At 29.3% G+C, this 24527-nt stretch carries 23 protein-coding genes; 20 read left to right on the forward strand and 3 right to left on the reverse strand.

Translation table 11 applies throughout. The annotated features are described in order from the left end of the window. Positions 1 to 314 precede the first annotated feature (314 nt). The 10 genes from AC5M21_RS13235 to AC5M21_RS13280 all read left to right on the forward strand — a co-directional run bounded on the left by AC5M21_RS13235 (position 315) and on the right by AC5M21_RS13280 (position 11482). Positions 315 to 1775, forward strand: a complete 1461-nt coding sequence (locus tag AC5M21_RS13235; RefSeq protein WP_412254537.1) for an LCP family protein — start codon at positions 315 to 317, stop codon at positions 1773 to 1775. Between the two features lie 55 nt (positions 1776 to 1830). Continuing rightward, positions 1831 to 3498, forward strand: coding sequence for an O-antigen ligase family protein (locus AC5M21_RS13240; RefSeq protein WP_302280864.1), 1668 nt, complete (start codon positions 1831 to 1833; stop codon positions 3496 to 3498). Between the two features lie 221 nt (positions 3499 to 3719). Next, positions 3720 to 4898 (forward strand): hypothetical protein, encoded by a 1179-nt coding sequence (locus AC5M21_RS13245; protein ID WP_302280865.1) that lies wholly within the window; start codon positions 3720 to 3722, stop codon positions 4896 to 4898. A gap of 14 nt (positions 4899 to 4912) precedes the next feature. Next, positions 4913 to 6079 (forward strand): hypothetical protein, encoded by a 1167-nt coding sequence (locus AC5M21_RS13250; RefSeq protein WP_302280866.1) that lies wholly within the window; start codon positions 4913 to 4915, stop codon positions 6077 to 6079. A 78-nt stretch (positions 6080 to 6157) separates the two neighbouring features. After that, positions 6158 to 6301, forward strand: coding sequence for a hypothetical protein (locus AC5M21_RS13255; protein WP_302280867.1), 144 nt, complete (start codon positions 6158 to 6160; stop codon positions 6299 to 6301). 42 nt (positions 6302 to 6343) lie between these two features. Beyond that, complete coding sequence (locus AC5M21_RS13260; protein ID WP_302280868.1) at positions 6344 to 7363, forward strand: hypothetical protein; 1020 nt, start codon at positions 6344 to 6346, stop codon at positions 7361 to 7363. A 92-nt stretch (positions 7364 to 7455) separates the two neighbouring features. After that, positions 7456 to 8355, forward strand: coding sequence for a nucleotidyltransferase family protein (locus tag AC5M21_RS13265; RefSeq protein ID WP_117599058.1), 900 nt, complete (start codon positions 7456 to 7458; stop codon positions 8353 to 8355). A 178-nt stretch (positions 8356 to 8533) separates the two neighbouring features. Beyond that, the gene (locus AC5M21_RS13270) at positions 8534 to 9160 is read left to right on the forward strand and encodes a hypothetical protein (protein WP_302280869.1); all 627 of its coding nucleotides are present in this window, start codon (positions 8534 to 8536) and stop codon (positions 9158 to 9160) included. Between the two features lie 146 nt (positions 9161 to 9306). Then, the gene (locus AC5M21_RS13275; protein ID WP_302280870.1) at positions 9307 to 11262 is read left to right on the forward strand and encodes a SpoIIE family protein phosphatase; all 1956 of its coding nucleotides are present in this window, start codon (positions 9307 to 9309) and stop codon (positions 11260 to 11262) included. Further along, positions 11255 to 11482 (forward strand): hypothetical protein, encoded by a 228-nt coding sequence (locus AC5M21_RS13280; RefSeq protein WP_302280871.1) that lies wholly within the window; start codon positions 11255 to 11257, stop codon positions 11480 to 11482. The genes AC5M21_RS13275 and AC5M21_RS13280 overlap by 8 nt, the downstream gene beginning before the upstream one ends. 117 nt (positions 11483 to 11599) lie before the next feature. Here the strand turns inward: AC5M21_RS13280 and AC5M21_RS13285 are convergent, their stop codons facing one another. Next, positions 11600 to 13039, reverse strand: coding sequence for a radical SAM/SPASM domain-containing protein (locus tag AC5M21_RS13285; RefSeq protein ID WP_302280872.1), 1440 nt, complete (start codon positions 13037 to 13039; stop codon positions 11600 to 11602). 236 nt (positions 13040 to 13275) lie between these two features. Here AC5M21_RS13285 and AC5M21_RS13290 point away from each other — a divergent pair, with 236 nt between their 5' ends. The 8 genes from AC5M21_RS13290 to AC5M21_RS13325 all read left to right on the forward strand — a co-directional run bounded on the left by AC5M21_RS13290 (position 13276) and on the right by AC5M21_RS13325 (position 21274). Continuing rightward, positions 13276 to 13518, forward strand: coding sequence for a hypothetical protein (locus AC5M21_RS13290; protein ID WP_302280873.1), 243 nt, complete (start codon positions 13276 to 13278; stop codon positions 13516 to 13518). 15 nt (positions 13519 to 13533) lie between these two features. Next, entirely contained in the window at positions 13534 to 13803 is a 270-nt protein-coding gene (locus tag AC5M21_RS13295) for a hypothetical protein (protein WP_302280874.1), read from the forward strand. Positions 13804 to 13879: 76 nt separating this feature from the next. Beyond that, entirely contained in the window at positions 13880 to 15271 is a 1392-nt protein-coding gene (locus tag AC5M21_RS13300; RefSeq protein ID WP_412254544.1) for a radical SAM protein, read from the forward strand. Beyond that, positions 15268 to 16137, forward strand: a complete 870-nt coding sequence (locus tag AC5M21_RS13305; RefSeq protein ID WP_302280941.1) for a DUF7005 family protein — start codon at positions 15268 to 15270, stop codon at positions 16135 to 16137. The genes AC5M21_RS13300 and AC5M21_RS13305 overlap by 4 nt, the downstream gene beginning before the upstream one ends. A gap of 16 nt (positions 16138 to 16153) precedes the next feature. Then, complete coding sequence (locus tag AC5M21_RS13310) at positions 16154 to 16558, forward strand: hypothetical protein (RefSeq protein ID WP_302280942.1); 405 nt, start codon at positions 16154 to 16156, stop codon at positions 16556 to 16558. A 14-nt stretch (positions 16559 to 16572) separates the two neighbouring features. After that, positions 16573 to 18747 carry an NHLP family bacteriocin export ABC transporter peptidase/permease/ATPase subunit gene (locus tag AC5M21_RS13315; protein WP_302280943.1) on the forward strand — a complete coding sequence of 725 codons (2175 nt, stop codon included), beginning with the start codon at positions 16573 to 16575 and terminating at the stop codon, positions 18745 to 18747. 11 nt (positions 18748 to 18758) lie between these two features. After that, a complete protein-coding gene (locus tag AC5M21_RS13320; RefSeq protein ID WP_346965645.1) occupies positions 18759 to 20960 on the forward strand; it encodes an NHLP bacteriocin export ABC transporter permease/ATPase subunit in 2202 nt (733 codons plus the stop codon). After that, positions 20954 to 21274, forward strand: coding sequence for an STAS domain-containing protein (locus tag AC5M21_RS13325; protein ID WP_302280741.1), 321 nt, complete (start codon positions 20954 to 20956; stop codon positions 21272 to 21274). The genes AC5M21_RS13320 and AC5M21_RS13325 overlap by 7 nt, the downstream gene beginning before the upstream one ends. Before the next feature lie 603 nt (positions 21275 to 21877). On the opposite strand, the gene AC5M21_RS13330 is transcribed toward AC5M21_RS13325, so the two are convergent. Continuing rightward, on the reverse strand, positions 21878 to 22132 hold the full coding sequence (locus tag AC5M21_RS13330) for a helix-turn-helix domain-containing protein (RefSeq protein ID WP_008788557.1): 255 nt from the start codon (positions 22130 to 22132) through the stop codon (positions 21878 to 21880). 220 nt (positions 22133 to 22352) lie between these two features. Here AC5M21_RS13330 and AC5M21_RS13335 point away from each other — a divergent pair, with 220 nt between their 5' ends. After that, positions 22353 to 23075: a LytR/AlgR family response regulator transcription factor gene (locus tag AC5M21_RS13335; protein WP_117599057.1), complete on the forward strand. Its 723-nt coding sequence runs from the start codon at positions 22353 to 22355 to the stop codon at positions 23073 to 23075. 20 nt (positions 23076 to 23095) lie between these two features. Then, the gene (locus AC5M21_RS13340) at positions 23096 to 23806 is read left to right on the forward strand and encodes a LytR/AlgR family response regulator transcription factor (RefSeq protein ID WP_008788559.1); all 711 of its coding nucleotides are present in this window, start codon (positions 23096 to 23098) and stop codon (positions 23804 to 23806) included. 24 nt (positions 23807 to 23830) lie between these two features. Here AC5M21_RS13340 and AC5M21_RS13345 read toward each other — a convergent pair whose 3' ends face one another. Then, positions 23831 to 24469, reverse strand: coding sequence for a GHKL domain-containing protein (locus AC5M21_RS13345; RefSeq protein ID WP_493531507.1), 639 nt, complete (start codon positions 24467 to 24469; stop codon positions 23831 to 23833). Between the last annotated feature and the right edge of the window lie 58 nt (positions 24470 to 24527).

Here is a 24527-nt window from a genome sequence, read left to right on the forward strand (position 1 = left end):
TGCAACGATTCAACCCAACAGCACTCCTATTTATAAAGGATAACTAGCTATTATCTTTTATTGGATAATATAATTGCCTGCTGAGTATAATAAAAAAAGAAAGCATAGTTATAAAGATTTTGTAATAGATCTGACTAATAAATTAATTAAAGTTTATATCAAAATTTATTCAAAACAAATAAAATATAAACAACTTTGATACATAATAAATATAAAATAGAGTTGTAATTATTCATATTATGCATATGAGATGTTCTTGAAAAGTACACATTGTTATGCTAATATGTTAAAGAATTAAGAAAAGAGAGATTGTTATGTCTAAAAAAGAAAATATAATCCAAAAAGTTACACAATGGAGAGTTATTTTAGCTATTCAAGTTATTGCTTCATTAATACTTATTGGATTGTTATTTAAATTAGGTGCTTTGCCTATGTTATATGCAATTATTGTTATTATATTGCTTGCATTATTGAATGTAGGAGTTTTCTTTTTAATGAAACCATCTAAAAATAAGAAAAAAGGAAAAGTTCGTACTGTTATAGGAAAGTTTGTAAGTATTTTACTGAGTGTACTTTTATTAGTAGGTTCTTTATATATAGCTCAAGGAAATTCACTTATTGATGCAATTACTGGTGCTAATACCGAAACGACCCGTATTTCTGTTGTGGTTATGGAAAAGAGTAAATATAAAGAGTTATCTGATTTAAAAGGTGAAACAATTGAAGTTAATATGTCAGCAGAAACAGAGAAAATGGAAGAAGCTATTAAAGCTCTTAAAAATGAAGAATCTTCAATTAAAACAAAAGAAGTTGATGAATTTGCTAAAATGGCAGATGATTTATATAAGGGAACAACAAATGCTATATTTGTAAATGAAGCTTATTATGCAATGTTAGAAGCAAATCATCCAAATTTTGAGACAGAAACAAGAGTGATTTGGCATAAAGACATTACTGTCAAAACAAATGATATTTCTAAAAATGTTGATGTTACAAAAGCACCTTTTGTTGTTTATATTAGTGGTATTGATACATATGGTAAAGTATCAACAGTTTCTAGAACAGATGTCAATATGATTGTCACTGTGAATCCAAAAACGAAACAAATTCTGATGACAAGTATACCAAGAGATTATTATGTGACTTTAGCGAATAAAGGTAAAAAAGATAAACTAACGCATTCAGGATTGGGTGGTATTGAAAATACAGTTAAGACAATGGAAAACTTTATGGGAATTGATATTAACTACTATGCAAGAGTCAATTTTACATCATTAATTAAAATGGTTGATGCATTAGGTGGTGTAGATGTTGAAAGTGAAGTAGCATTTACAGCTTATGACGGTACTACTTTTAAAAAAGGAATTAATCATGTTAATGGAGAAAAGGCTTTAGTTTTTTCTAGAGAAAGATATTCTTTAGGTGGTGGAGATAACGCCCGTGTTCATAATCAACAACTTGTATTAACTGCAATGCTTAAGAAAATGATGTCACCAGCTATTATTACAAATTATTCAAGTGTTTTAAATTCTATTAATGGATCATTTGAAACGAATATGGAATCAGGTGATATTACAGGTTTATTACAAATGCAAATTAGTGATATGGCATCTTGGACGATTATACAAAAACAATTAACTGGAACTGGGAAAACAATGACAGGTGGAGCATATATGCCAAATAATAAATTATATTATATGATTCCAAATGATAGTAGTGTTGCTGAAAATAAACAAGCTATACAAAATGTATTAGCTGGAAAACCAGTAAGTTAATAAATAAAAGTGGGTACCTTTGGGTATCCACTTTGTATATAGAGGGGTGATAAAAATGTTAGATAAATTATTAGGAGATAGAAAATATTTTAAATTATTATTTATAGTTTACTTATTTACAAATACATTAGCATTAGGATATTTTGGAATAACTTTTAATCCTCTATGTTTATTTGTATTTGGATATGGTGCAATAATATTGATATATAGTTTCATAAAAGGTGAGTTCTTTTATTCAAAGAATCACTTATTAATTATTGGGTTATATGGTTTGTTACTTTTTATAGCAACTTATCTCAATAAAGAGTATTCAAATAAGAATTCTTTTCTTATTGCAGGTATGCAGATGATTATATTCTTATTGATTTTTGGTCAACCAAGATCAATGACACTCAAAAAATTAAAACAAGAATTACAATGTATAATACCTTTGACTTGTATTCTTGTAGGTATTGCATCTTTCATATCTTTAGGTATGTATTTCTTAAATATTTCAGGTACTCAAAATGGCTGGTATATAGGGTTAGTAGGGACACGTTTATTTGGAGTTTATTTTAATTGTAATCCTGCATCATTTTTAGCAGTTATTGTTATTTTATTGTCATTAGTTGCAATCAAGAATCATTATAAAGGTGAATTCCTTTATTATATAAATATTATTATTCAGTTGGGATATATTATCTTAACACAATGTCGAGCAGCGATAATTATATTAGCTATTGTTGTGACTGCTGTTCTCTATTATCATTTCTTTAGAGCGAAGGAAATATCAAGAGTGAAAAAGATATGTTTGAATCTTGTCATGTGTTTATGTATCTTATCAGGAACGGTTGTTGTGAATAAGGTTGCATTTATTATTCCACAGTTACAAGGGGCGACAGAGGAAGATGGTGGGCGCTTTCAGCTTTCTAAACTTAAGGAGATTGTTTCTTTAACAATGAGTGGGCAACTTCAAAATATACCTAAAATTATTCATCTTGTAGATGATGTAAGTAGTGGACGTGTGACTCTAGCTAAAGATTCATTAGACGTTTGGCAAAAATCACCAATTCAGGGAATTGGCGCAGGAAACTTTAGATCAATGCTTGTTGATACAACCTCAGATGATACATGGGGACAGCAAATTCTTCACAGTCATAATGTTTTCTTAGAATCATTAATAACTGCTGGAGTATTTGGTTTCTTATTATTTTTTATCTTCTTTATTAAAACATTATTTACAACAAGAGATATATTGATAAAATATAAGAATAAAAAATCTTATTACATTATTCTACTTTTTATCATGATATATGTAAGTGAATTTATAGGAGGATTATTAGACTTTGGTGTTTTTTATGTTTATTCATTATCAGCGACTTTAGCTTGGTTATTTTTAGGGTATATCTATTGGTTAAATGATCAACCTGATATGTCTTTAGTGGATAATACAAATATTGCAATCTTTAATAAATATGATCTTCTTTCTATTCAATATCAAAAGCAAGAAATAGATGTTTTAAAGCCTGAATTTGTTGTTTTAGAGACAAAATATCAAGAAGATGATTATATCATGAAAGTTCAATATTTATTAGGAGAATCATCTTTTGTTTATGATGTCTATTATACATTACATGACAATAAAAGAGATGAGGATATTATTGAAAAAGAGTTAGCAAGGGATTTTTATAGTCTTATTAAAGATGAAATGACTAATATATATGAGCAATCACACATTAAATAAAGAAAAGGAATATAAAGGAAGTCATTGAATTTACTTCCTTTTTTGCATTCAAATTAAAGATGTTTCATTCTTTATTTAGGCTATGAAAATATTTAGATACGTTTAAGTCAATAATACTAACGTTTATTCATTATTTTATTAAAAAAAATTTTCTTATCTCTTAAAAGTGTTATGTTAATAATAAGATAAAAATAATATATGAAAAGGATAAGTGAATAAAAATGAGTATGAATCCACAAAAACCAAGTTTGATGCAAAACATGAATGTGAGTAGAAAAAAAACTTTTGGTAAACCAGCCTCTAAAAGTATATTAGATTTAGCCAATATGACAGGAATCCCACGAATGCCACCTATTCCCAAGAAAGTTCCTCTAAGCGAAGTAAGTGTAGATCCAATTCCAAAAGTATCTGAAAAAGTCGTAACACCTACTACAGTCCCTTCGACAAGATTTAACCCATTCTTTATGAGTCAAAAAGATGAGATGGATGGAAGTATTTATTATGATGGCGGACATATACGTTTAATTTATGAAGATGGGGGACCAGACGTATTTGATTATGATTCTTTATATTTTTCATTTCCTTCTGAAAATGCTGCAAAGTCTGCTCAACTATGGGTAAGTAATCAGACTAAAGATCAAACTAAGAAAGTACATTTTAATGAGTTTAAAAGTGAATTTCAACAAAAGGGTTATTGTATAGAGATACCAAAAGTAAAACTTCAAGAACAAATAGCTGGTATTTTTTTTGAATTGATCGTTAATGGAAACAATATTATTGGTTCTCATGTTTCACGAGGAGGTGTAGTACCTATAGCACCCGACTTTAAATATGAAAAAATGGATGAATTATATGATACTGTCAAAAATATTGATTGGTTTACAAATGAGATCATAAAACAATTCATGAATAGTGGACTTACATTATCTAATGTCTTAGAAAGTTTAAAATCAATGTATGAAAAGAAATCTCCATTAATAGCTAAATTATTTGAGTTTGCAATCCCATTTTTTACTGATGATATGATAACAAAATTGATTAAAAGATTTTTCCCAGAGAATCATTTTATAGGTGAAATATCAAAAATCAAAGACCAATTTCCTAGTTTAGAACAACAGCAACTTCCAGAATGTCAATTAGCTCTTCATACTTTCCTGACTTCTGATTTCTTTTTTGGTTATCCAACTCTTGATGGTATATTTCAAATAAATGATTTGACTGACCCACAAAAATTTATAGATGATCATATCAATATAGCATATTTTTGTAGAATAGATTCTGCAATGCAAGAGAATTCAATATATTTTATGAGAGTCATTGGATATTTTAAGAATCAATTATTACAAGCAACTCATCTTCTTCAAGATATGGGATTAAATCCAATGCATATAGCTGAATAAGAAGGGAATCAAATATGTTTAAAACAACTACTGATTTAGGACCTATACCAGATGAAATGACAAAAGATGCAGATAAAGATCATACAATTTCACCACTACCACCAGTTCCTATGTCTGAAATAACACCGATTCCACAACAAAGAATACTGACCAGGACAAGAGAACCAGAAATACTTGGAACATCACCATTATTTGTATCACAAGGTGGTAGGGGTGTTGGGAGTATTTATTATGCAGAAGGGCGTATACGTTTATTTCATCCGATGGGACCAACTGTAGAAGAATATATTCCTTATCGTCTCTCTATTACAAAACAAGATGTTTATTCTGAAATAAAGGTATGGATCAAAACCTATTATTTTGAACATCAATGTCTTCCTAAACTAGGTGATTTTCAACAATGTTTTAGTAACTATTATGCTCAAAAGATATTTCAAAATGTTGGCTCTTTATTAGAGACTCATCAAGTCATGAGAGGAAAACTATACGAATTGCATCTTGATAAAGAAGGAACTATTGTTGGAATTCACCCATCGGAAGGTGGAGTCACACCTTATCCTTCTACAGGTACCAATCTTGACACTGAACTTTTATACTATGTCATTAAATATATAGAAGAAATTGTTACTATAATTATAAGTTCATTTGTAAACAAAATAGACTACGATACTGCGAATCAAGAAATTAATAATCTTTTTGATGAGTTATTGTCAATGTATAATGAGTCAGATAAAGAAGATATAGCCATTAAAAGTGTTAAAAGTGCAATAAGTAGTATTTTTATTCCTCGAAATGTTGTCAATGCATTTCAACACGCATTAAAGTCTAGTGGAGTTGATGAATTTATTAGATATATTTTAGCATTTAAAAAGAAGAATTATAAACAACTTTTAAAGAATAATTTTTGTCTTTTTAGTGCGACAACTTCAAAAGATATTGAAAAACTATATGAAAAATTTATAACTCCTTATCAAGGTAATTGGCTTATGTCTACTGCTCAGGAAATTTCAAAAGATTTTAATCTAGATATCCATGAATTTATAAGACAGAAAATTTTTAATGTATGGCTTAAAGATAATAATTCTATTCTTTATAATTATATGAAAGGTTTTTTATCAAATTTGCTTTTAGAACAAACTCATGTCATTGAGCAAACAAAATTACATACAAGAAAAAAATAATATTATAAATAGATATGGTTTTATCTTAATAAAGAATTATTATATATCATTTAAAGAGATAAGAGAAAGGAGTTAAGAATGGATAGAATACTAATACCACCAATTAAGAAAGATACTGTTCAAAAAACGAAACCAACAACCACACTTCCACCTTTAAGGGCAATTCAACAATCAAGCACAAATTCAGAAATATCAGGAAGGCAAGTTCCAATTATGCAATAATCTCCTGTTGTTTTACCATCGTTAATTCAGCCTAAAAGTGGTATGATTTTAGGTAGTCAACCTCTGTTTGCATCAGAGCATGATGATAAAGTAGGAAGTATTTATTTTGAAAAAGGGAGATTACGCCTAATTCATCCATCTGGGCCGACTAGAGAAGTTTATAGGTCTTATTGTGTATGTATGACCAATCCTGATAAAAAAGCTAGAAATCGTGATATAGATACAATAAGAATATGGGTGAAAAAATACTGGGATGCGAAAATATATCCTTCTATAGAAGCATTTGAAAAGAAGTTTCTAGGTTCAATACGTATGATTAAAGTAGATAAACATGCAGTTAATGAATCTATTGAAGGAAGTTTATTTGAATTAATTGTAGACTCATATGGAGGAATTAGAAGTTATCATCCATCTTGTGGTTATGTCAGTCCATTAAAAAAGACACTTACACAGGAACAATTAGATTTTCTAGAGTTATCTGTTATTTATTCAAAACAAATTTCGCATTGGATAATGAGCAAGATTAATATTAATGGTACTATAAATATAACAGCAGATTCACTAAAAACTTTATTAAGAGAAGATTTATTGTCATTAAAAGTTAAACGTGAAAACGTAGTCATGATATGGAAAATATTTTCGCTTCTCATAGACATATACTCTAAACAAGATAATATTGATGAAGCTATCTCACATATAATACAGGAATTAAAAATATATGTAGAAATAGATCGGTTTTCAGATGATTTACGTCATTATATATTTGATAAAAAGTTCAATCTCATTGGTACTCAAACACGTTCAAGTATGGGTAGTGAAATTATGTCAAAAGAACAATTGATAAAAAAATATAATACTTCGCCTATTTATTTGCGTTCAATTTATGCTTTTATAAAGTATCCTCATCAAGATCCATCAACAATAGCATACTACACTGTTTTAAAAATTTATATGAGAAATAATTATTTTTTAGAACGATTATGTGGCTATTTTGGAAATCAGTTGTTACGAGAATCAGGTGCATTAGATGGAACAGGTTTAGATGTTGATGATGATAATTAAAGATGCTACATTCAATTATAGTTATTAATGCTCTTTTATCATTGTAATTTGTTTTTATACATTATACAATAATGAAAAGGAGTGAGAATCAATTGAAAGATGTAACATTAGTTGTTATGGCAGCAGGTATTGGAAGTCGCTTTGGTGGAGGTATTAAACAATTAGAACCAGTCGGACCAAATGGTGAGATTATTATGGATTATTCTATCTATGATGCGATTCAAGCAGGTTTTAATAAGGTTGTTTTTGTTATTCGAAAAGACTTAGAAAAAGATTTTGATGAAATCATAGGTCAAAGAATCAAAAAGAAAATACATGTTGAATATGCATTTCAGGAGTTATCAAATATACCTAGTCAGTATAAGGAGATATTTAAAGAGAGAAAGAAACCATGGGGAACAGGTCAGGCTATTTTAGCATGCAAAGGTTTGATTCATGAACCATTCTTAGTTATTAATGCAGATGATTATTATGGTAAAGAGGCCTATCATGTTGCTTATCAATATTTAACAACAAAACATGAATGTAATGTATTACCAGCATGTATGGTAGGATTTGTTTTAAAGAATACATTGAGTGATAATGGTGGTGTCACAAGAGGTATTTGTGAGGCAAGTTTGGATCATAAATTAGTTGATATTGTCGAAACACATAATATTGAAAAAAAGAATGGTCAAGCAGTAGTTAATAATAAGGTTATTGATTTAGATTCGATTGTGTCTATGAATATGTGGGGACTTTATCCAGAGTTTATTGATATTTTAGAAAAAGGCTTTGAAGACTTTTTACAATCACTTGAATCAGCAGATTTAAAAACAGAATATCTATTACCAACAATCATTGGAGACTTATTAAAAGATAAACAAATAAGTGTTGAAGTCTTAAAATCACAAGATGAGTGGTTTGGAGTGACATACAAAGAAGACAAAGAATCTGTGAAAGAAAGTATACATAAACTTATTGATAAAGGTGTATATCCAAATCGTTTATAGTTATCTACTTAAAAATAATTGAATAATTTTATCCTGAAGAGAATAAGTTCATCTTATTCTTTTTTTATATTTAACATGAGAAGATATGTATAAATGTATATGAAATATGTAAAAACAAATTATTTATATATATATTTATTTTCAATTGATAATATATTTTAAAGTGGAGGATATAATTATGAAAATAAAAGGTAGTCAATTGTTGAAATCATGGTCACAGGATGGTGCTTCAAAGAAAGCAAATTATCCTAAAGGTATGTGTATTCTCTTTTCTTTTTACTTTGGACTATTAAGAATGAGAACAATGGATTTAGCATTTTCTATAAATGAGATAGTATTTTTAGCATTACTTCATAGAAAACCATGTTTAGATATTTTAAGTCAAATATATGCGGATTATCTGAAACAAAAGGGTAATTTTAAAGATGAAATCATTTTCGTAGGTCAAGCATTTAAAGATAATAAATTCATTCCTGAATTAGATTACTTTGTAGATGATTATGATAGTTTTGATATCCAAAATCAAAGTTATTATAGTAGTGGTTTACATAGTATGGTTGCTGCTGATATACAACAACACTATTTTAGAGAATTACATACACCGCATTTTTTAATGATTGGATATACGACAATAAGTGGAGAAAAACATGCATTAACATTAATAATAACTCCAGAGGAGCAAATTATTCTCTTTGATCCTAATCTTGGCTGGTATAATATTCAAGATCTCGATGTATTTTTAAATGAATATGGGAAATTAGCACGTATAAATCATTGGGATTTAGTTATGGTGAAGATGCAATAGTATCAATCAATAATTATGAAGAATTGTGAGAATCATAATGATATATTCATGTGCAGAAATTGGAGTTAAAAAGGTAGCAATGTACGTCAATGAATATTTTAGGGAAAAATGATATAAGTTAATATATATGAGAGTAGGTGATGAATATGTATTTCGATTGGAAATCTCTCATTTCAGACTTAATACAATTCTTTTTGACTTATTTGTGGTGTATATCAATTGTTGATTGTACATTATTTCAAAAAGAAAAATTATCTCAAAAAATAAGAAAGTGGTTCATTGTTATTTGTTTTATTAGTATTATATATTTTACTCTTTATGTTGGAATGGTTTATTTTGATGCATATATAAGGAGTGTTCAAAATATAGAATGGCAAAACCAATCCTTGTTAAATATTGTTTTAAGTATTTTCTATATTATTTATAATGCATTGATACTTTTACTCCCAACACTTATGACATATATAGGATGTCATTGGGTTTATAATCAGACAAGGTCAATGAAAACATTTATATCTGTACTTGTGGGATTATTTGCAATAGTTATTAATGAAATTATATGTGGTTTTATTATGTTGCCATTTCTTAATAATGTTGATAGTTCAAGTCTAAAAATAAAACCAGATTTATTGATTATCTCATTCATTTTTATTTGCAGTTATGTCATATTTTACTTTTTATACAAAAAGTATATTTGTTCTTTTATTAAAGAAAGTCTTTATACGCCAGATGTAAAAATGGATCATTTTGTAAAGGTTCCACTTATATCTGTGATTGTTTTTACAGTTTTATTATCTATTCTACAAACATTTTCAATTACTTATTTATCTAAAAATTGGATGGATATTTTGATTTATATGAGTTCATCAGGTGGTTTAGTACTTGTTTATATAATGATGTATTGGGCTATATTTAAAGGAATATCTCTAACTGCACAAACTTTAAAAAATCAAGCTGAACTAGATGTAGCCAAACACATTCAAACAACAGTATTACCTAATATATTTCCAGCATTTCCAGACAAATTAGAATTTAATATTTATGCTTCAATGGAAACAGCAAAGGATGTGGGTGGTGATTTTTATGATTTTTTCTTAATTGATGATAATCATCTCTCCTTTGTTATTGCTGATGTTTCAGGAAAAGGAATTCCAGCTGCTCTATTTATGATGACTGCTAGGACGTTATTAAAAAATTTAACAATGACAAGCCAATCGATTGAAGAAATCATGAACAAGGCAAATCGTTCTTTATGTGAAAACAATAATACAAATATGTTTGTAACAGCTTGGTTAGGAATCTTAACATTAGACAGTGGAAAGTTAGAATTTATCAATGCAGGCCATAACCCACCATTAATCAAAAGTTATTTCGGAGATTACAAATATCTTCAAAATAGTTCTTTTCATAGAAACATTATGTTAGGAATAATGGAAGATGCTTCTTATCAAAAGAATTGTATACTATTAAAACCCTATGATATTCTATACTTCTATACTGATGGTGTTACAGAAGCTATGAATGAAGAAATGAATCTATTTGGAGATGAGCGTCTTAAATTATGTTTGGATGCAGTAGAATATAATAATCCTCAAAATATCATAAGATCAATAAAAGAGAATATAATGACTTTCGTTGGAAAGGCTGAACAGTTTGATGATATCACTATGATGGTTTTACAATATCAAGCAAATACAATATCCTTTCAAAACAATATAACAGTAGAACAAATTCAAGACATTAATCAACAAATAGAAATATTACTTGAACTAAATAATTACCCTAAAAATTTGATTTATAGAGTATTGATTGCGATTGATGAAATTTATTCAAATATTGTTTATTATAGTCAAGCTCAACATGTTATAATTCATTATTTGATAAATGAAAATCAAATCATCATAAGTTTTGAGGACGATGGAATTTATTATAATCCTTTAAATAGTCAAATTCCACCAATACATACATCTGTGAAGGAAAGAAAGATAGGCGGTTTAGGTATTTATTTGGTTAAGGAAATCATGGATAAAGTGACTTATACTTATCAAAATGGCAAAAACATATTTATAATACAAAAAGAAAGGAACGAAGACTATGTATAAAATTGATGTTCTCAAACAGTTGAATCAGTTACAAAAAGAAAAACTACTTTCGTTGCATGATGTCGAAGATATTGTTAATTATGGAAATATACTAGGTATACATATTCCATATGAAATAGCAATAGAAATGGCCAGTCAATTAAGTGATGAAGCGTTAGAAAGTGTTGTAGGTGGAGTCCATATTCCACGACAGCCAACGCGTGGGCCTGGAATGAAATAACTCTCAATAATGTTTTTGCCAGAAAAAGACAAGACTTCTTTGAAGTTTTGTCTTTCATTTTGAATCATTATGAATACTCTATCTTTTCATATAATACTTTTGTAAATAATTATTTCTTTATTGTCCTTCTTGTTTATGAATAGATTCACGTACTGGTTTTCCATCAATTGTATCAATGTTTTGGTAATCATGATTTGCTATAAGAATAGCATGATCAATTTTATCCATCCAATTGTGATGGAAGAATAAGCATTTTGCTGGATCACGTGCCAATTCATCGTGGGTTAATGCCAAAGCAATTGCACGACAACCACCAGCACAGAGTTTCCAGTATGGACATGCTTTACATGAGGAATCATGCTCTTGAACTTTAGAGATAGGACAGGTAATCTTGTCTAAGTAGGGACTATCAGTTAATAGGCTTTCTAATGTCGTTTCGTAAATGTTCCCTAAAGACATTTGATTCTTTTCATAATATCCTGACATTTGGGCACAAGGAACGACTTCTCCTGAACTGGTAATTGTAACCATTCCACGATTTCCAGCACATACAGGATAATTACTACGATAGGAATGGCCAGTTAATGAAATAGGACGGTAACGATAGACTTTTTGTTTTGGGAATAGTGTCAGAAACTGCCAGATATCAATCTGCATTTGTCTTTTTTGAGCAACATACTGACTCGCAAAATGAGTCATTTTCTGATAATAATCTTCTAAATCCAAACATTTGCCATTGGCATTATGAACCCATCTAGGTGCTTCCGTTGTTCGAATGATACGCATTTCTTCTATTCCCATTTGATCGAAGAAAGCAGCGGTTTCTAAAAGTGTATCTAAATTATCTAAGTGAACATTTGTTTGGACTTCAACAGGGAAACCCATATCATGGCAAAGTTGAATTGCCTGAATTGTTCTTTTCTCAGCCCCTTTAATATTTCTCATCCAATCGTGATGTTTTAAGCCATCAAAACTTATTTTCATTCGTGGCAAAATATTAATTTCCAGCATCTGATTTAAAATGTCTTTTGTTATAAAACTCCCATTTGTATTAATATCTTGAACAGTTAAATGTCTTTGCTGACAAGCCTTTAAAATATCCATAAAGTGGGGATGAACAAATGGCTCTCCACCAGTAATGACAATTGTTTGAATACCACATTTCACACATTCATCTAAAATATTTAAACAAGTTTCATAAGATAATTCAGTCATTTTTGGAGCATTATCCGCTGCCATAAAACAGTGTAGACAATTATAGTTACACTTTCCAGTAATGACAAGATAAAGAGCAGGAAAATAACGTGTTTGACTTTCTTTGAACAGTGACCATGTGCTTGATAAATCTCCTTTGGTTACAGGAATGATAAAATTTTGTTGAATGAGTTGATGAACTAATGGGGTATCAGGCAATTCTGTAAGACCATCGCATTGGATAAGAGTGTCAAATTGTTCCTTATTTAATTTTTGAGCTTCACGAACTCCTTTTTTGTAATATGCATAGGGAACATATTTCCAACGACGTAATGCAATATCTGGGTTTAATTTATAATACATGTAAATGCCTCCTTTTTTCTATGAATAAAAGTATAGTTGAAGGATGATTAAACAAGTTTTTTTAAGTCATAAAAGCATATTTTTGTCATAAATTAGCATATTCTCATGAACGTGTTTTGTTTTATGAATAAATATTTTGGTAATTTATGTTTAAAAAAGTGTAAATAAAAAGGATAAATGAATTTTATTGTTTTTATGCTGTATCTTTAAATTATACATACAAGGAGGAATCAAGAATGGTTGAGTTAAATGATGGTTTACTATTGATAGCCAAAGAAGCAAAATCAGTAGAAGAGTTACAAAGTCTAGCTGAAGAGAATGGTTACACTCTGTCTTATGACGATGCATCACATTATTTTCAAGTCTTAAATCCTAGTGAAGGAGATATTTCTGATGATGAATTAGAAGCAGTTGCTGGCGGATGTAATGATGGAAGTTGCAATGCCAATTGCGGAGTCTTATCCGCTGGTAATAAGTAATGGAGGAATATAATTATGAGAGAATTAACACCAGAAATAATTTCTAAAGTTAAAAAAGCTAGAAATGCTCAGGAACTTAAAGAGATTGCTCATGAAGAAGGATTTGAGATTACAGAACTCGCTGCTGAAAACTTATTTCAAAGACTTCATCAACCAGATCAGATTATAGCTGATGATGAATTAGAATCAGTAGCTGGTGGTGGGTGTGGCGAAAGTAGTAAAAAAGCAGATTGTAGTACACTTATGCAAGATGGATGTCCAACATTCTGGAATATGTTTGGATAAAATAAAGTGACATGTCCAATTCTAGAGTTTGATAAGACTCTAAAGAGACATGTCTTTTTTTAGAAAGGGAACTCTTATGAAAAAATTACATGATGCAAATAATAACGTTCTTCAAATTATCCATTGTTATTCAGAAGATTTAAATGCTGAACAGATTATAAATATGATAAAAAAACATGCATTCGTTTATAAACATGCACATTGGAGTCAATATCAAACATCAGCTTTTAATATATGCATATCTTATCATCATCAATGGATTATCTATAACACACTTTTTCAATCAATGTCTCTCTTAGAACATGCTGAATATTTAGAAATGTTACAGGAAGAAACAAGAAATGAAAATCTAAAGAATCATTTCATAAAACAAGGTTTTTGGATTGAGAAAGGAATTGATGAAAAGAAAATATATCTTGATGTTGTTCACAAAATAAGACCATATATATTAACTAAGAGTTTAGGATTAACAATCCTACCAACATTAAAATGTAATGCAAGATGTTTTTATTGTTTTGAACAAGGTATTCAACAAATATCTATGACAAAACAAACCGCCCAAAATATAATTCATTTTATTGAAACAAAGCCAGATATAGAAAAGGTTCAATTCACGTGGTTTGGTGGGGAACCAATGATGAATGCAGAATTAATTGAATATATATGCAATTGGTTGTTTATCAAAAATATTCCTTTAACTTCTCAAATGATTACAAATGGCTATTTATTGGATAATCCTGAAAAAATTAAAAACGCTAAAAAATATTGGCATCTCAAAAGTGTTCAGATAACTTTAGATGGATTGTATGAAACTTATAATCAGCGTAAGAATTATATGAATCCTTGTATAAATCCATTTGAAAAAGTTATTCATAATATACAACTTTTATCTCATCAACATATTCATGTGACTATTCGTCTTAATATTGATAAAGATAATTTTGAAGAAATCATTGATTTGTGTCAGTGGTTAGTCAGCGTTTTTAAAGATAATAAATATGTGCATGCTTATGGTGAATTTATTAGAGATAATCCAAAGATAAATTCTCGTATTTTTGTGACTTTTGAAGAAAGACAATATGTTATGCAAAAAATCATGTCCATTCTTATTGAAGGAAATCTATTTCAAGTAGAGGAGTTGTTTCAAGAATATCCTCGAATCACTGCTTGTATGAATGATCATCTTCAAGCATATGTGATTAATCCAGATGGAACAATTTGTCAATGTGAAAATGAGAGTGGCTGTAAGGAGTGTATTATAGGAGAAATTAATCATATTGATGAGAATACTATTCAGTCTTCTAACCATCTGAATCTATCCAAACAATGTGAATCTTGTCAGTTTCTGCCAATGTGTTTAGGAGGGTGTCAATTTAGTCATCGTCTTGATTTAGAACCATGTTTTTTGATTCGCTATGCTGCGGATACCCTTATTCGTGCTTATGTAAGGAAACAGGAGGTATTATGAAACATTATTTAGATTTATATGATTTATCATTTGAGGATAAAAAGGATTTATGTCAATATTGTTCACCAAGATTTCATTCATGGCATCAAAAAAATGAACAGGATGATGATTATCTTTTAAAGTGGATTCCCATTATGATTATGGCTCAAGAAGATGTTCCAAAAGCGATTCATACATATTTATTGAAACCTCCATCAAAGATTTGTTTTGAAGATCCAGAGAGTTTAAAAATAGAAATTTATAAGTCTTTTGCAGGAGAGATACCAGTTATTTCAACAAATAATGTTCATGACTTTGAAGAGATGTTAAAAAAGATTATTTATCATCGAGAAGATATTCAGCATATTGAAGAAATAGGGGCATCATTTGCCTATGGAGAAAATAATCGCTTTATACTTCTATCTGGTAAACCGTATAGTCATATTTCTGCAAGACAAACAGAATTTACAGAAACAGAGTGGGCAGAAAAATCAATGATAATTAGGCGAGAGCATGAATGTACTCATTATTATACAAAATTGCATTATGGAACCTCTAAAAATCATATTCATGATGAATTGATTGCAGATTTTAATGGGATGATGGCAGCTATGAATAAATATTCAGCTGAATACTTCCTAAAATTCATGGGTCTTTCTGATGATTCAGATGGAATGAGTGGACGATTAAAAGTTTATACACAAAATTTATCCTCAACACCAGTAGATGTCATTAGCTATTTGTTAATTCAATGTGCCCAACAGCTTGAACAATGGAGTCAAACGAATCGTTGTCTTCATATGAGTGTTGAAGAACGGACAAAAATACTCTGTCAACAAGATTTGTTTGATTTGTCTTTAGGAATTATGAAAGAAGAAATTTTTTAAAGAGGGAGGAATTGTCATGGGATTATTTCGAGAGAAGAGTTTAAATAAAATTTCATCACCAGAACAGTTAAATGATTATATGAAAGTCACTGGTTTAAGTGTTTGGTTGATTATAGTAGCTATTATATTAATCCTTGTAGCAACTTGTTTGTGGGGAATTCTCGGTCGTTTGGAAACACAGATAGAATGTAATATAACAGTGGTTGATGGTATTGCGATGACTCAATTATTTGAAAATCAAGCAAATATTGATGCAGGCATGGAAGTTGTAGCTGATTCTTATCATGGTGAAGTGGTTTCAGTCACAAAAGAAGAGGATAATTGGAGAATGGAAATATCTATTCCTTATATTCCAGATGGAAATTATCAGGCATCAATTCTTATTGAATCTATAGCGCCAATATCTTTTTTGCTAAATTGATGAGGTGAAATGAAATGAAAAACAAAAAAATATATGCAATACATAAAGGGTATGTCAAGGTACCTGTGGTCATGCAAATGGAAGCACTTGAGTGCGGAGCCGCTTCACTCGCAATGATTTTGGCTTATTATAAAAAGTGGATACCACTTGAACAGGTAAGAGTTGATTGTGGAGTTTCTAGAGATGGTTCTAATGCTAAAAATATATTAAAAGCAGCTCGTAATTATGGATTGAAGGCACAGGGGTTTCGTTATGAACCAGATACATTAAAACTGAAAGGATCATTTCCATGTATTATTCACTGGAATTTTAATCATTTTGTTGTTTTAAATGGATTTAAAAAAAATAAAGCCATGATTAATGATCCAGCAAGAGGAAAAGTAGAAGTGTCTATGGATGAATTTGATGGTTCTTTTACTGGTATATGTTTACTCTTTGAACCAGATAATCATTTTGTAGCTACAGGTAAGAAAAAAAGTATATTTGATTTTATGAAGAAAAAATTAAATGGTGCCAAAGCTGCTATTGCTTTTGTTGTTTTAACAACGCTTATAACATCATTAGTTAATATTATTAATCCTGTTTTTTCTCGTATCTTTATGGATCGATTATTAACAGCGAAAAATCTAGAATGGCTATATCCATTTTTATTTGGATTGATTATTTTTTGTACAATACGTATTATTGCTGAATGGATTAATGCTATTTATTCAATAAAGCTGGAAGGTAAACTGGCTATTTCTTCTAATGTTCGTTACATGTGGCATGTTTTGCGTTTACCTATGGAATTTTATTCGCAGAGAATGGCAGGAGACATAGCTGCTAGAAAAAATAATAATGAGGGAATTGCAAAATCATTTATTGATACTTTAGCGCCATTGTTTCTGAATATGGTCATGATGTTTTTTTATCTTATTGTCATGGTTCGTTATAGTCTTATTTTAGCTGTAATTGGTATTGCAGGTGTTTTATGCAACCTTTTATTCAATCAATATATTACACAAAAAAGAATGAATATTGCTCGTGTGATGTCTAGGGATAGTGGAAAACTATGGAGTGCAACAGTTTCAGGTATTGAAATGATAGAAAGTATTAAGTCAAGTGGAGCTGAAGATGGATTTTTTGAAAGATGGTCAGGGTTTCAAGCATCAGTTCATACACAGAAAATAAAGAATACAAGAGTTAATCAATATTTAGGGTATATACCTACACTCATTTTACAGATTGTCAATGTATTGATTTTAGTTGTCGGAATTTATTTCATTATTGAAAATCAGTTAACAGTAGGTATGCTATTCGCTTTTCAAGGTTTTTTAAGTTCTTTTCTTTTACCAGCACAATCACTTTTGCACTCAGGACAGATTTTACAGGAAATGCGAGTGGATATGGAGAGAGTGGAAGATGTGCTTGAATATCCAACTGATGTTCATTTCGATGATAAGTCTATTGGGAGTCTATCTTATGAAAAATTAAAAGGAAAGATAGAATTGAGGAATGTTACTTTTGGGTATTCAAAACTTGCTTCTCCTTTGATAGAAGACTTTAATATGATTTTAGAGCCTGGAAAAAAGATTGCATTTGTTGGGAGTTCTGGTTGTGGGAAATCAACACTATCTAAACTTATTACAGGATTGTATAAACCTTGGTCTGGTGAAATCTTATTTGATGGACAACCAATAGAAACAATTGACCGTCATATTCTTACCAGTTCTTTAGCAGTTGTTGATCAGGATATTACATTATTTGAAGATACAATATCATCAAATATTAAAATGTGGGACAATTCAATTGAAAATTTTGAAATGATTTTAGCAGCAAGAGATGCTAATATTCATTCGGATATTCTAGAAAGAGAAAATGGTTTTGAATACAAGATGATGGAAGGGGGCAAAGACTTCTCAGGGGGACAACGCCAACGATTAGAGATTGCTCGTGTATTAGCTCAAGATCCAACCATTATGATTATGGATGAGGCAACATCAGCTTTAGATGCGAAAACAGAATTCGAGGTTGTTGAATCAATCCAAAAAAGAGGTATAACATGTATTGTTATTGCACATCGCTTATCGACAATTAGGGATTGTGATGAAATAGTTGTTCTTGACCATGGACGTGTTGTAGAACGTGGAAAACATCAAGATTTATATGCGGCTAATGGTCTATATACAAGTCTAGTAAGTAATGAGTAGGAGGAATATGTATGGGTTGGTTTGAAGAACAAGTGAAAGAAAGAATTGAAAAAGATGATGAAATGTTTTCTTCAGCTTTTGTTGATATTGCAAGTGTTGTTATGGGAAAAAATATTCTTTATTCTGTTATAAATAATGATAAAAAAATGACGGTTCGTGCTATTGCTGATATTTTAAATTTTTATCATGCTCCATGTAAAGAGTTAAATGAAATTCATGGTGATATGAATGAATTTATAGATTCTATTTTTTCTCCTCTAGGAATTATGAAGAGAAAAGTGAATCTCACTAAGAATTGGTACAAAGATGCAATGGGAGCAATGCTAGGGATGAATCAGGATGAACAAATTATTGCACTGTTGCCACACAAATATGGTGGTTATTACTATCATGATCCGCTAACTGGTGAGGTTATAAAGATTAATAAGCAAACACAGAAGCAGATCCTTTTAGAGGCCTTTTGTTTTTATAAGCCTTTTCCTCAAAGAACAATGAATTTTAAAGATTTAATACAATATATGTTTCATTTATTACAAGGAAAAGATTTTAATCTTCTTTTCATTCTTACAGTTATTATTACAATCATAGGATTTATAGTTCCTGTTCTTAATCAATATTTTTTCTCTACAGTTATAGAAAGCAAAAGTATAAGTTTATTAATTGTTTCATCAATTATGCTTCTTTGTGTTGTTGTTTCAAGTGAATTATTTAAAATAGCAAAGAATGTCATAACATCACATATTGAAACAAAGATTGATGTTTCAGTAGAAGCAGCGACAATGATGAGGACTTTAACATTACCAGTCACTTTTTTCAAAAAGTTTAGTGCTGGTGAACTGGCAGGACGTATACAAAATCTAAATAAATTATGTAGTACATTCATTTCTTTATTATTAACAACAGGATTCACAGCAGTTTTTTCTTTGCTATATTTGGTACAGGTTTTTATTTATACACCTTCACTATTGAAAACAGCAATGTTTTTTACATTTTTAACAATAATATTAAGTCTTATGACAACAATCATTCAAATAAAGTTAACACGAAAACAGATGTATGCAGAAAATAGAGAAAACAGCTTGGTTTTTGCCTTATTATCTGGTATTCAAAAAATAAAAAATTCAGGTGCTGAAAAGCGCGCTTTTGTGAAATGGGAAAAGACTTATAAAGATAATGCAGAATATAAATATAATCCACCACTTTTTATAAAGCTTAATGTTGTTTTGTCTTCTATGATTACATTATGTGGAATGATTTTCATGTACTATGTTGCAATTGAAAATCATATATCAATTGCTGAATACATGGCATTTAACAGTGCCTATGGTATGATTAGTGCTGCTCTACTATCATTTGCGAAAATCACATCGTCAATTGCTATTGTTATACCAATTGTAGAAATGATTGAACCAATTTTTAAGACTGTACCTGAAGTTTTAGAAGATAAACAATTAGTAGAAAGAATATCTGGTTCAATTGAAATGTCAAATGTATCATTTCGCTATCATGACAATATGCCTTACATACTTAATCATCTTTCTTTAAAAATCCAGGCAGGGCAATATGTTGCTATTGTAGGAAAAACTGGCTGTGGTAAATCAACGTTGATGAGATTGCTATTAGGATTTGAGAAACCCTTAAGAGGAGGGATTTATTATGATGGAAAAGATATAAATAATCTTGATTTACGCTCATTACGACATAAAATAGGTGTTGTTATGCAAGATGGAAAATTATTTCAGGGAGATATATTCTCTAATATTATTATCTCAGCACCACGCTTGACATTAGATGATGCCTGGGAAGCAGCTCGTAAAGCAGGAATGGCTGAGGATATTCAAAGAATGCCGATGGGAATGTTTACATTGATTTCTGAAGGTACAGGTGGGATTTCTGGTGGGCAACGGCAAAGGTTATTAATTGCAAGAGCTATTGCTCCTAAACCCAAGGTTTTAATGTTTGATGAGGCTACAAGTGCATTAGATAATATGACTCAAAAAATTGTATCTGATTCATTAGACACTTTGAATTGTACACGTATTGTTATTGCTCATCGCTTATCAACAATTAAAAATTGTGATCGTATTATTGTACTTGACAATGGAAAAATTATAGAAGATGGGACATATGATGAATTAATTTTAAAAAATGGTATTTTTACAGAACTTGTCAAACGCCAACGTTTAGAAAGTGAGGAAGATGAAATATGTTAGAAATACAATATAGTCAAAGAGAATGTGAAATAAATATAAAAATTATTGGACGATTAGATACAATGACTGCTCCTCAATTAGAAAGTACATTTCATAAGTTAAATGAAAAAGATATAATTAAAATAGAGATAGATATGAAAGATTTAGAATATGTTTCTTCAGCAGGCTTAAGAGTCTTTGTATCAATTCAGAAAATAATACATCAAAAAAAAGGTGAACTTATTTTCATAAACGTTACATCATCTGTAATGGAAATATTTGAGATTACTGGGTTATTAGATATTTTCATAATTAAAAAACTTGTTACAATTTAATAAAAAGTTTCTCTTTATTTTTCAAAGAAAATATTTTATAAATATACTAAAACTCATAGATTGTTTTGATCAATCTATTGATAACTTGATTGATTGTAATATGTATAAGTACTTTTATTTTATATTATGAGATTTATATGTAGGTAAAAAGTACAGATGGGTATGATAAAAACATATATGGAAAATAAAAAGGTTGTTTCTAGGTATACGTTTAGAAACAACCTTGGGTGTCTACTTGATGTAGACATGATAAATCTTTTTATCTGATAGGAATCGATTCATCTATACATTCATAATACCAAGTAGCCAGGTTCTTTTAGGCTAAGTCGTTATTATCAATGTATCTTCTATACAAAAACAATTTTGCTGATGAGAAAAATCCCTTTCTCAATTTGATTTTATTTCAAGTTCATTTTCTGTTGATGTTTTATGGTTTTGTTTTTGCATAGGTACTATCTTTAAAGACAAGACTTATTATATCAACATTTTTCAAATAAGAAAGAATAAAATCAGATATGAAGTTATTTTGTTTGGTATTCATATAAATTCGTCAAAAAAAATTGAAATAAAAAGTTGTAACATGTCGTGCTACAACCTTTTATGTTATTTTTTGTCTTTTTCGAGTAATGACTTGATATCACCAAAATACGCATTCTTTTCATCAACGTTTTCGCAAATGTAATCTAATGAAGCATTATAGAAACGAGAGAAACGAATTAATTTTCCTAAAGAAGGTGTTCTCTGGTTAGATTCATATTGTGAAACAATAGGTTTAGACATCTTTAATGTTTCAGCAACTTGTCTTTGTGATAATCCAGCTTCTAATCTTAATGTTTTTAATCTTTCTCCAATACTCATGATTTCACCACCTTGCGCATATTATACACTAATAGAATTTGCATTAGGTAATTTTCTTGCGTTTTGCAAATGTTTTTTTATGTGAAAATTTGAGCTAAAATACAATTTTCGACAAATAGGCGTAAAAATACCCAAAATGGGCATAAAAGTGTACTGACTATTTTGGTAATATTAGGTAAAATGAGATATGCAAAGTTCAATATGAAGGGGAGGATTTATAATGAACATAGTGGTTTGCGACGATCAATTGGATTATCTAAATTTAATCGAGAAAAAGATAGTTCAATGCTTCGATGAAAAGGAAATACCATTGAATACATACACGTATTCAAACATTAAGGATTTGATAGACAGTGTAAAGAAACATTCCTATCAATTTGCATTTATTGAAATGAATATAGAAAATGGGAAAGGAGTTGAAGCTGCACAATTACTGAGAAAAGCTAATCCAGCATGTCGTGTTATTTTTATAAGTGATAAATACAGACAAGTTCAAGAAGCATTTCAAGTACATGCTTTAGAATATTTATTAAAGCCAATTGATACAAATAAATTTAAAGATGTCATGAATTATGCATTAGATTGGTATAGAAGTCAAAACATAAAATTTGTTGTTCCAATAAGAGATATTGCTAGAAAGCGTGTTTTTAGTGTAGATGAAATTAAATATGTAGAAACATATTACAATGATTTAGAAATTGTTACTGTTAATGAAGAACATTTTATGACCCATGTTAAGAATCGTTATAAACTTAGACCAGCACTAAGAGCAAGATGGTTTATTCAAGTCAATCAAAGTGTGCTAATCAATATGAAATGTCTTGACTTTCTAACTGACAGAAATGCAATACTCAAAACAAGAGAAGTTTTTTCAACAAGTAAAGGAATGTTAATTCAAAACCATTTAGAATTTGAAGAATTTTTAAGAAAACAAAGAAAGTAAATAAAGAGGGAGATTTATTTATGAACATAGCAATTTGTGATGATGAAGCATATTATGTGAACGATATCTTCAAGCGTTTAATGACATATAAGGAAACAAATGATGATGTCTCTTTATATGTAGATTCATTTTATGATTCAAGAGAATTAATGAATAGTATTATGAAAAAAGATTATGACTTGGTTTATTTAGATATTGAATTAAATGATGGCAATGGTATTAACATTGCACAGATGATTCATAATATACAGCCAGAGTGTATGATAATATTTATTACAAGTCATATGAATTATTTTAATCAATCATTTCTTGTCAATGCATTTCAATATATGAAAAAGCCTGTAAAAGAACAGTTTTTTATTAGTGAATTAGAAAGAGCAATGAAAAGATTGGAGGATACAAGTAGATCTTTTGTCTTTCATACAACAGAAGGAAACATAGTTTTTGATACCAAAGAAATACTATACATAGAAACAGCATATAGAGAATATAAAATTCATTCTACAAGAGGTGCATTCTATGGAACTATAAAATCTATTACAGAAATTAAGAAAGCATTGTTGGAATGTGATTTCTTTAAAATTCAAAGAAGTTTTATTGTGAATCTTGAACATATTGAAAGATATGATAGTGCAACAATCACAATGACAAATAAAGATATGTTACCAATATCTAAAAAGAAATATAAAGAATTTAAAGAGGTTTTCTTTAAATATCTAGAATCTCAATAAAAAATGGCTGAATATTTAAAGTATTCAGCCATTACTCACGCTTAAAGTCACTCTTAGAATGACTTTATCTTTTTCTGTAATATATTTCATTTCCCCATTATATATTTTAGCAAACTGTTTAATCCCTTTGACTCCAAATCCATGATTGAAAGAATCAGATAATTTACTTGTTTTATTAAAATCCGGGTGACTATTAGATATAATTGAATTTTTGAAATACAGAACAAGATAACCTTGATAATTCTTAGCAGTGAATTCAATTTCCTTAAAGTCATTAACTTGTTCTGCTGCTTCAATAGCATTATCGAGTGCTAAGCCTATTAATAATGATAAATCACTAACATCAATATTTCCTATGTACATATTAACTAAGTTTTCAGTATATTGGATATTCTTTTCTTTCATAACAAATATTTTCTCATTAAGAATACTATCAATACATGAGTGACCACTATGTATAAATGATGATGACTTATCCAGTATACCAATTCTTGTTTCTAAGAATTTTTTTATTTCTTCTATATTTCCATCATTGGCATAGCCATTTAAAATATGATAATAATTTTTTAAGTCATGTCTCATTCTTTTTATATTTTCATCGGCTTCTACTTTTCTTTCTATAAACCTTTTTTCAGCTAGAATTCTTTCATTCGTTTGTAACATATCTCTGGTATATTGAAGTTACTCATACAAAGAGTAATAAATCTAATATACCAATTCT

The sequence above is a fragment of the Coprobacillus sp. genome, assembly GCF_984815275.1.

Coding starts and splice junctions, on each gene's coding strand:
- AC5M21_RS13300 (WP_412254544.1), top strand. CDS start 13,880: ATGAAAAAATTACATGATGCAAATAATAACGTTCTTCAAATTATCCAT.
- AC5M21_RS13330 (WP_008788557.1), bottom strand. CDS start 22,132: ATGAGTATTGGAGAAAGATTAAAAACATTAAGATTAGAAGCTGGATTA.
- AC5M21_RS13325 (WP_302280741.1), top strand. CDS start 20,954: ATGTTAGAAATACAATATAGTCAAAGAGAATGTGAAATAAATATAAAA.
- AC5M21_RS13275 (WP_302280870.1), top strand. CDS start 9,307: ATGTATTTCGATTGGAAATCTCTCATTTCAGACTTAATACAATTCTTT.
- AC5M21_RS13305 (WP_302280941.1), top strand. CDS start 15,268: ATGAAACATTATTTAGATTTATATGATTTATCATTTGAGGATAAAAAG.
- AC5M21_RS13245 (WP_302280865.1), top strand. CDS start 3,720: ATGAGTATGAATCCACAAAAACCAAGTTTGATGCAAAACATGAATGTG.
- AC5M21_RS13240 (WP_302280864.1), top strand. CDS start 1,831: ATGTTAGATAAATTATTAGGAGATAGAAAATATTTTAAATTATTATTT.
- AC5M21_RS13335 (WP_117599057.1), top strand. CDS start 22,353: ATGAACATAGTGGTTTGCGACGATCAATTGGATTATCTAAATTTAATC.
- AC5M21_RS13340 (WP_008788559.1), top strand. CDS start 23,096: ATGAACATAGCAATTTGTGATGATGAAGCATATTATGTGAACGATATC.
- AC5M21_RS13235 (WP_412254537.1), top strand. CDS start 315: ATGTCTAAAAAAGAAAATATAATCCAAAAAGTTACACAATGGAGAGTT.
- AC5M21_RS13310 (WP_302280942.1), top strand. CDS start 16,154: ATGGGATTATTTCGAGAGAAGAGTTTAAATAAAATTTCATCACCAGAA.
- AC5M21_RS13345 (WP_493531507.1), bottom strand. CDS start 24,469: ATGTTACAAACGAATGAAAGAATTCTAGCTGAAAAAAGGTTTATAGAA.
- AC5M21_RS13280 (WP_302280871.1), top strand. CDS start 11,255: ATGTATAAAATTGATGTTCTCAAACAGTTGAATCAGTTACAAAAAGAA.
- AC5M21_RS13315 (WP_302280943.1), top strand. CDS start 16,573: ATGAAAAACAAAAAAATATATGCAATACATAAAGGGTATGTCAAGGTA.
- AC5M21_RS13270 (WP_302280869.1), top strand. CDS start 8,534: ATGAAAATAAAAGGTAGTCAATTGTTGAAATCATGGTCACAGGATGGT.
- AC5M21_RS13250 (WP_302280866.1), top strand. CDS start 4,913: ATGTTTAAAACAACTACTGATTTAGGACCTATACCAGATGAAATGACA.
- AC5M21_RS13255 (WP_302280867.1), top strand. CDS start 6,158: ATGGATAGAATACTAATACCACCAATTAAGAAAGATACTGTTCAAAAA.
- AC5M21_RS13290 (WP_302280873.1), top strand. CDS start 13,276: ATGGTTGAGTTAAATGATGGTTTACTATTGATAGCCAAAGAAGCAAAA.
- AC5M21_RS13320 (WP_346965645.1), top strand. CDS start 18,759: ATGGGTTGGTTTGAAGAACAAGTGAAAGAAAGAATTGAAAAAGATGAT.
- AC5M21_RS13285 (WP_302280872.1), bottom strand. CDS start 13,039: ATGTATTATAAATTAAACCCAGATATTGCATTACGTCGTTGGAAATAT.
- AC5M21_RS13260 (WP_302280868.1), top strand. CDS start 6,344: ATGATTTTAGGTAGTCAACCTCTGTTTGCATCAGAGCATGATGATAAA.
- AC5M21_RS13295 (WP_302280874.1), top strand. CDS start 13,534: ATGAGAGAATTAACACCAGAAATAATTTCTAAAGTTAAAAAAGCTAGA.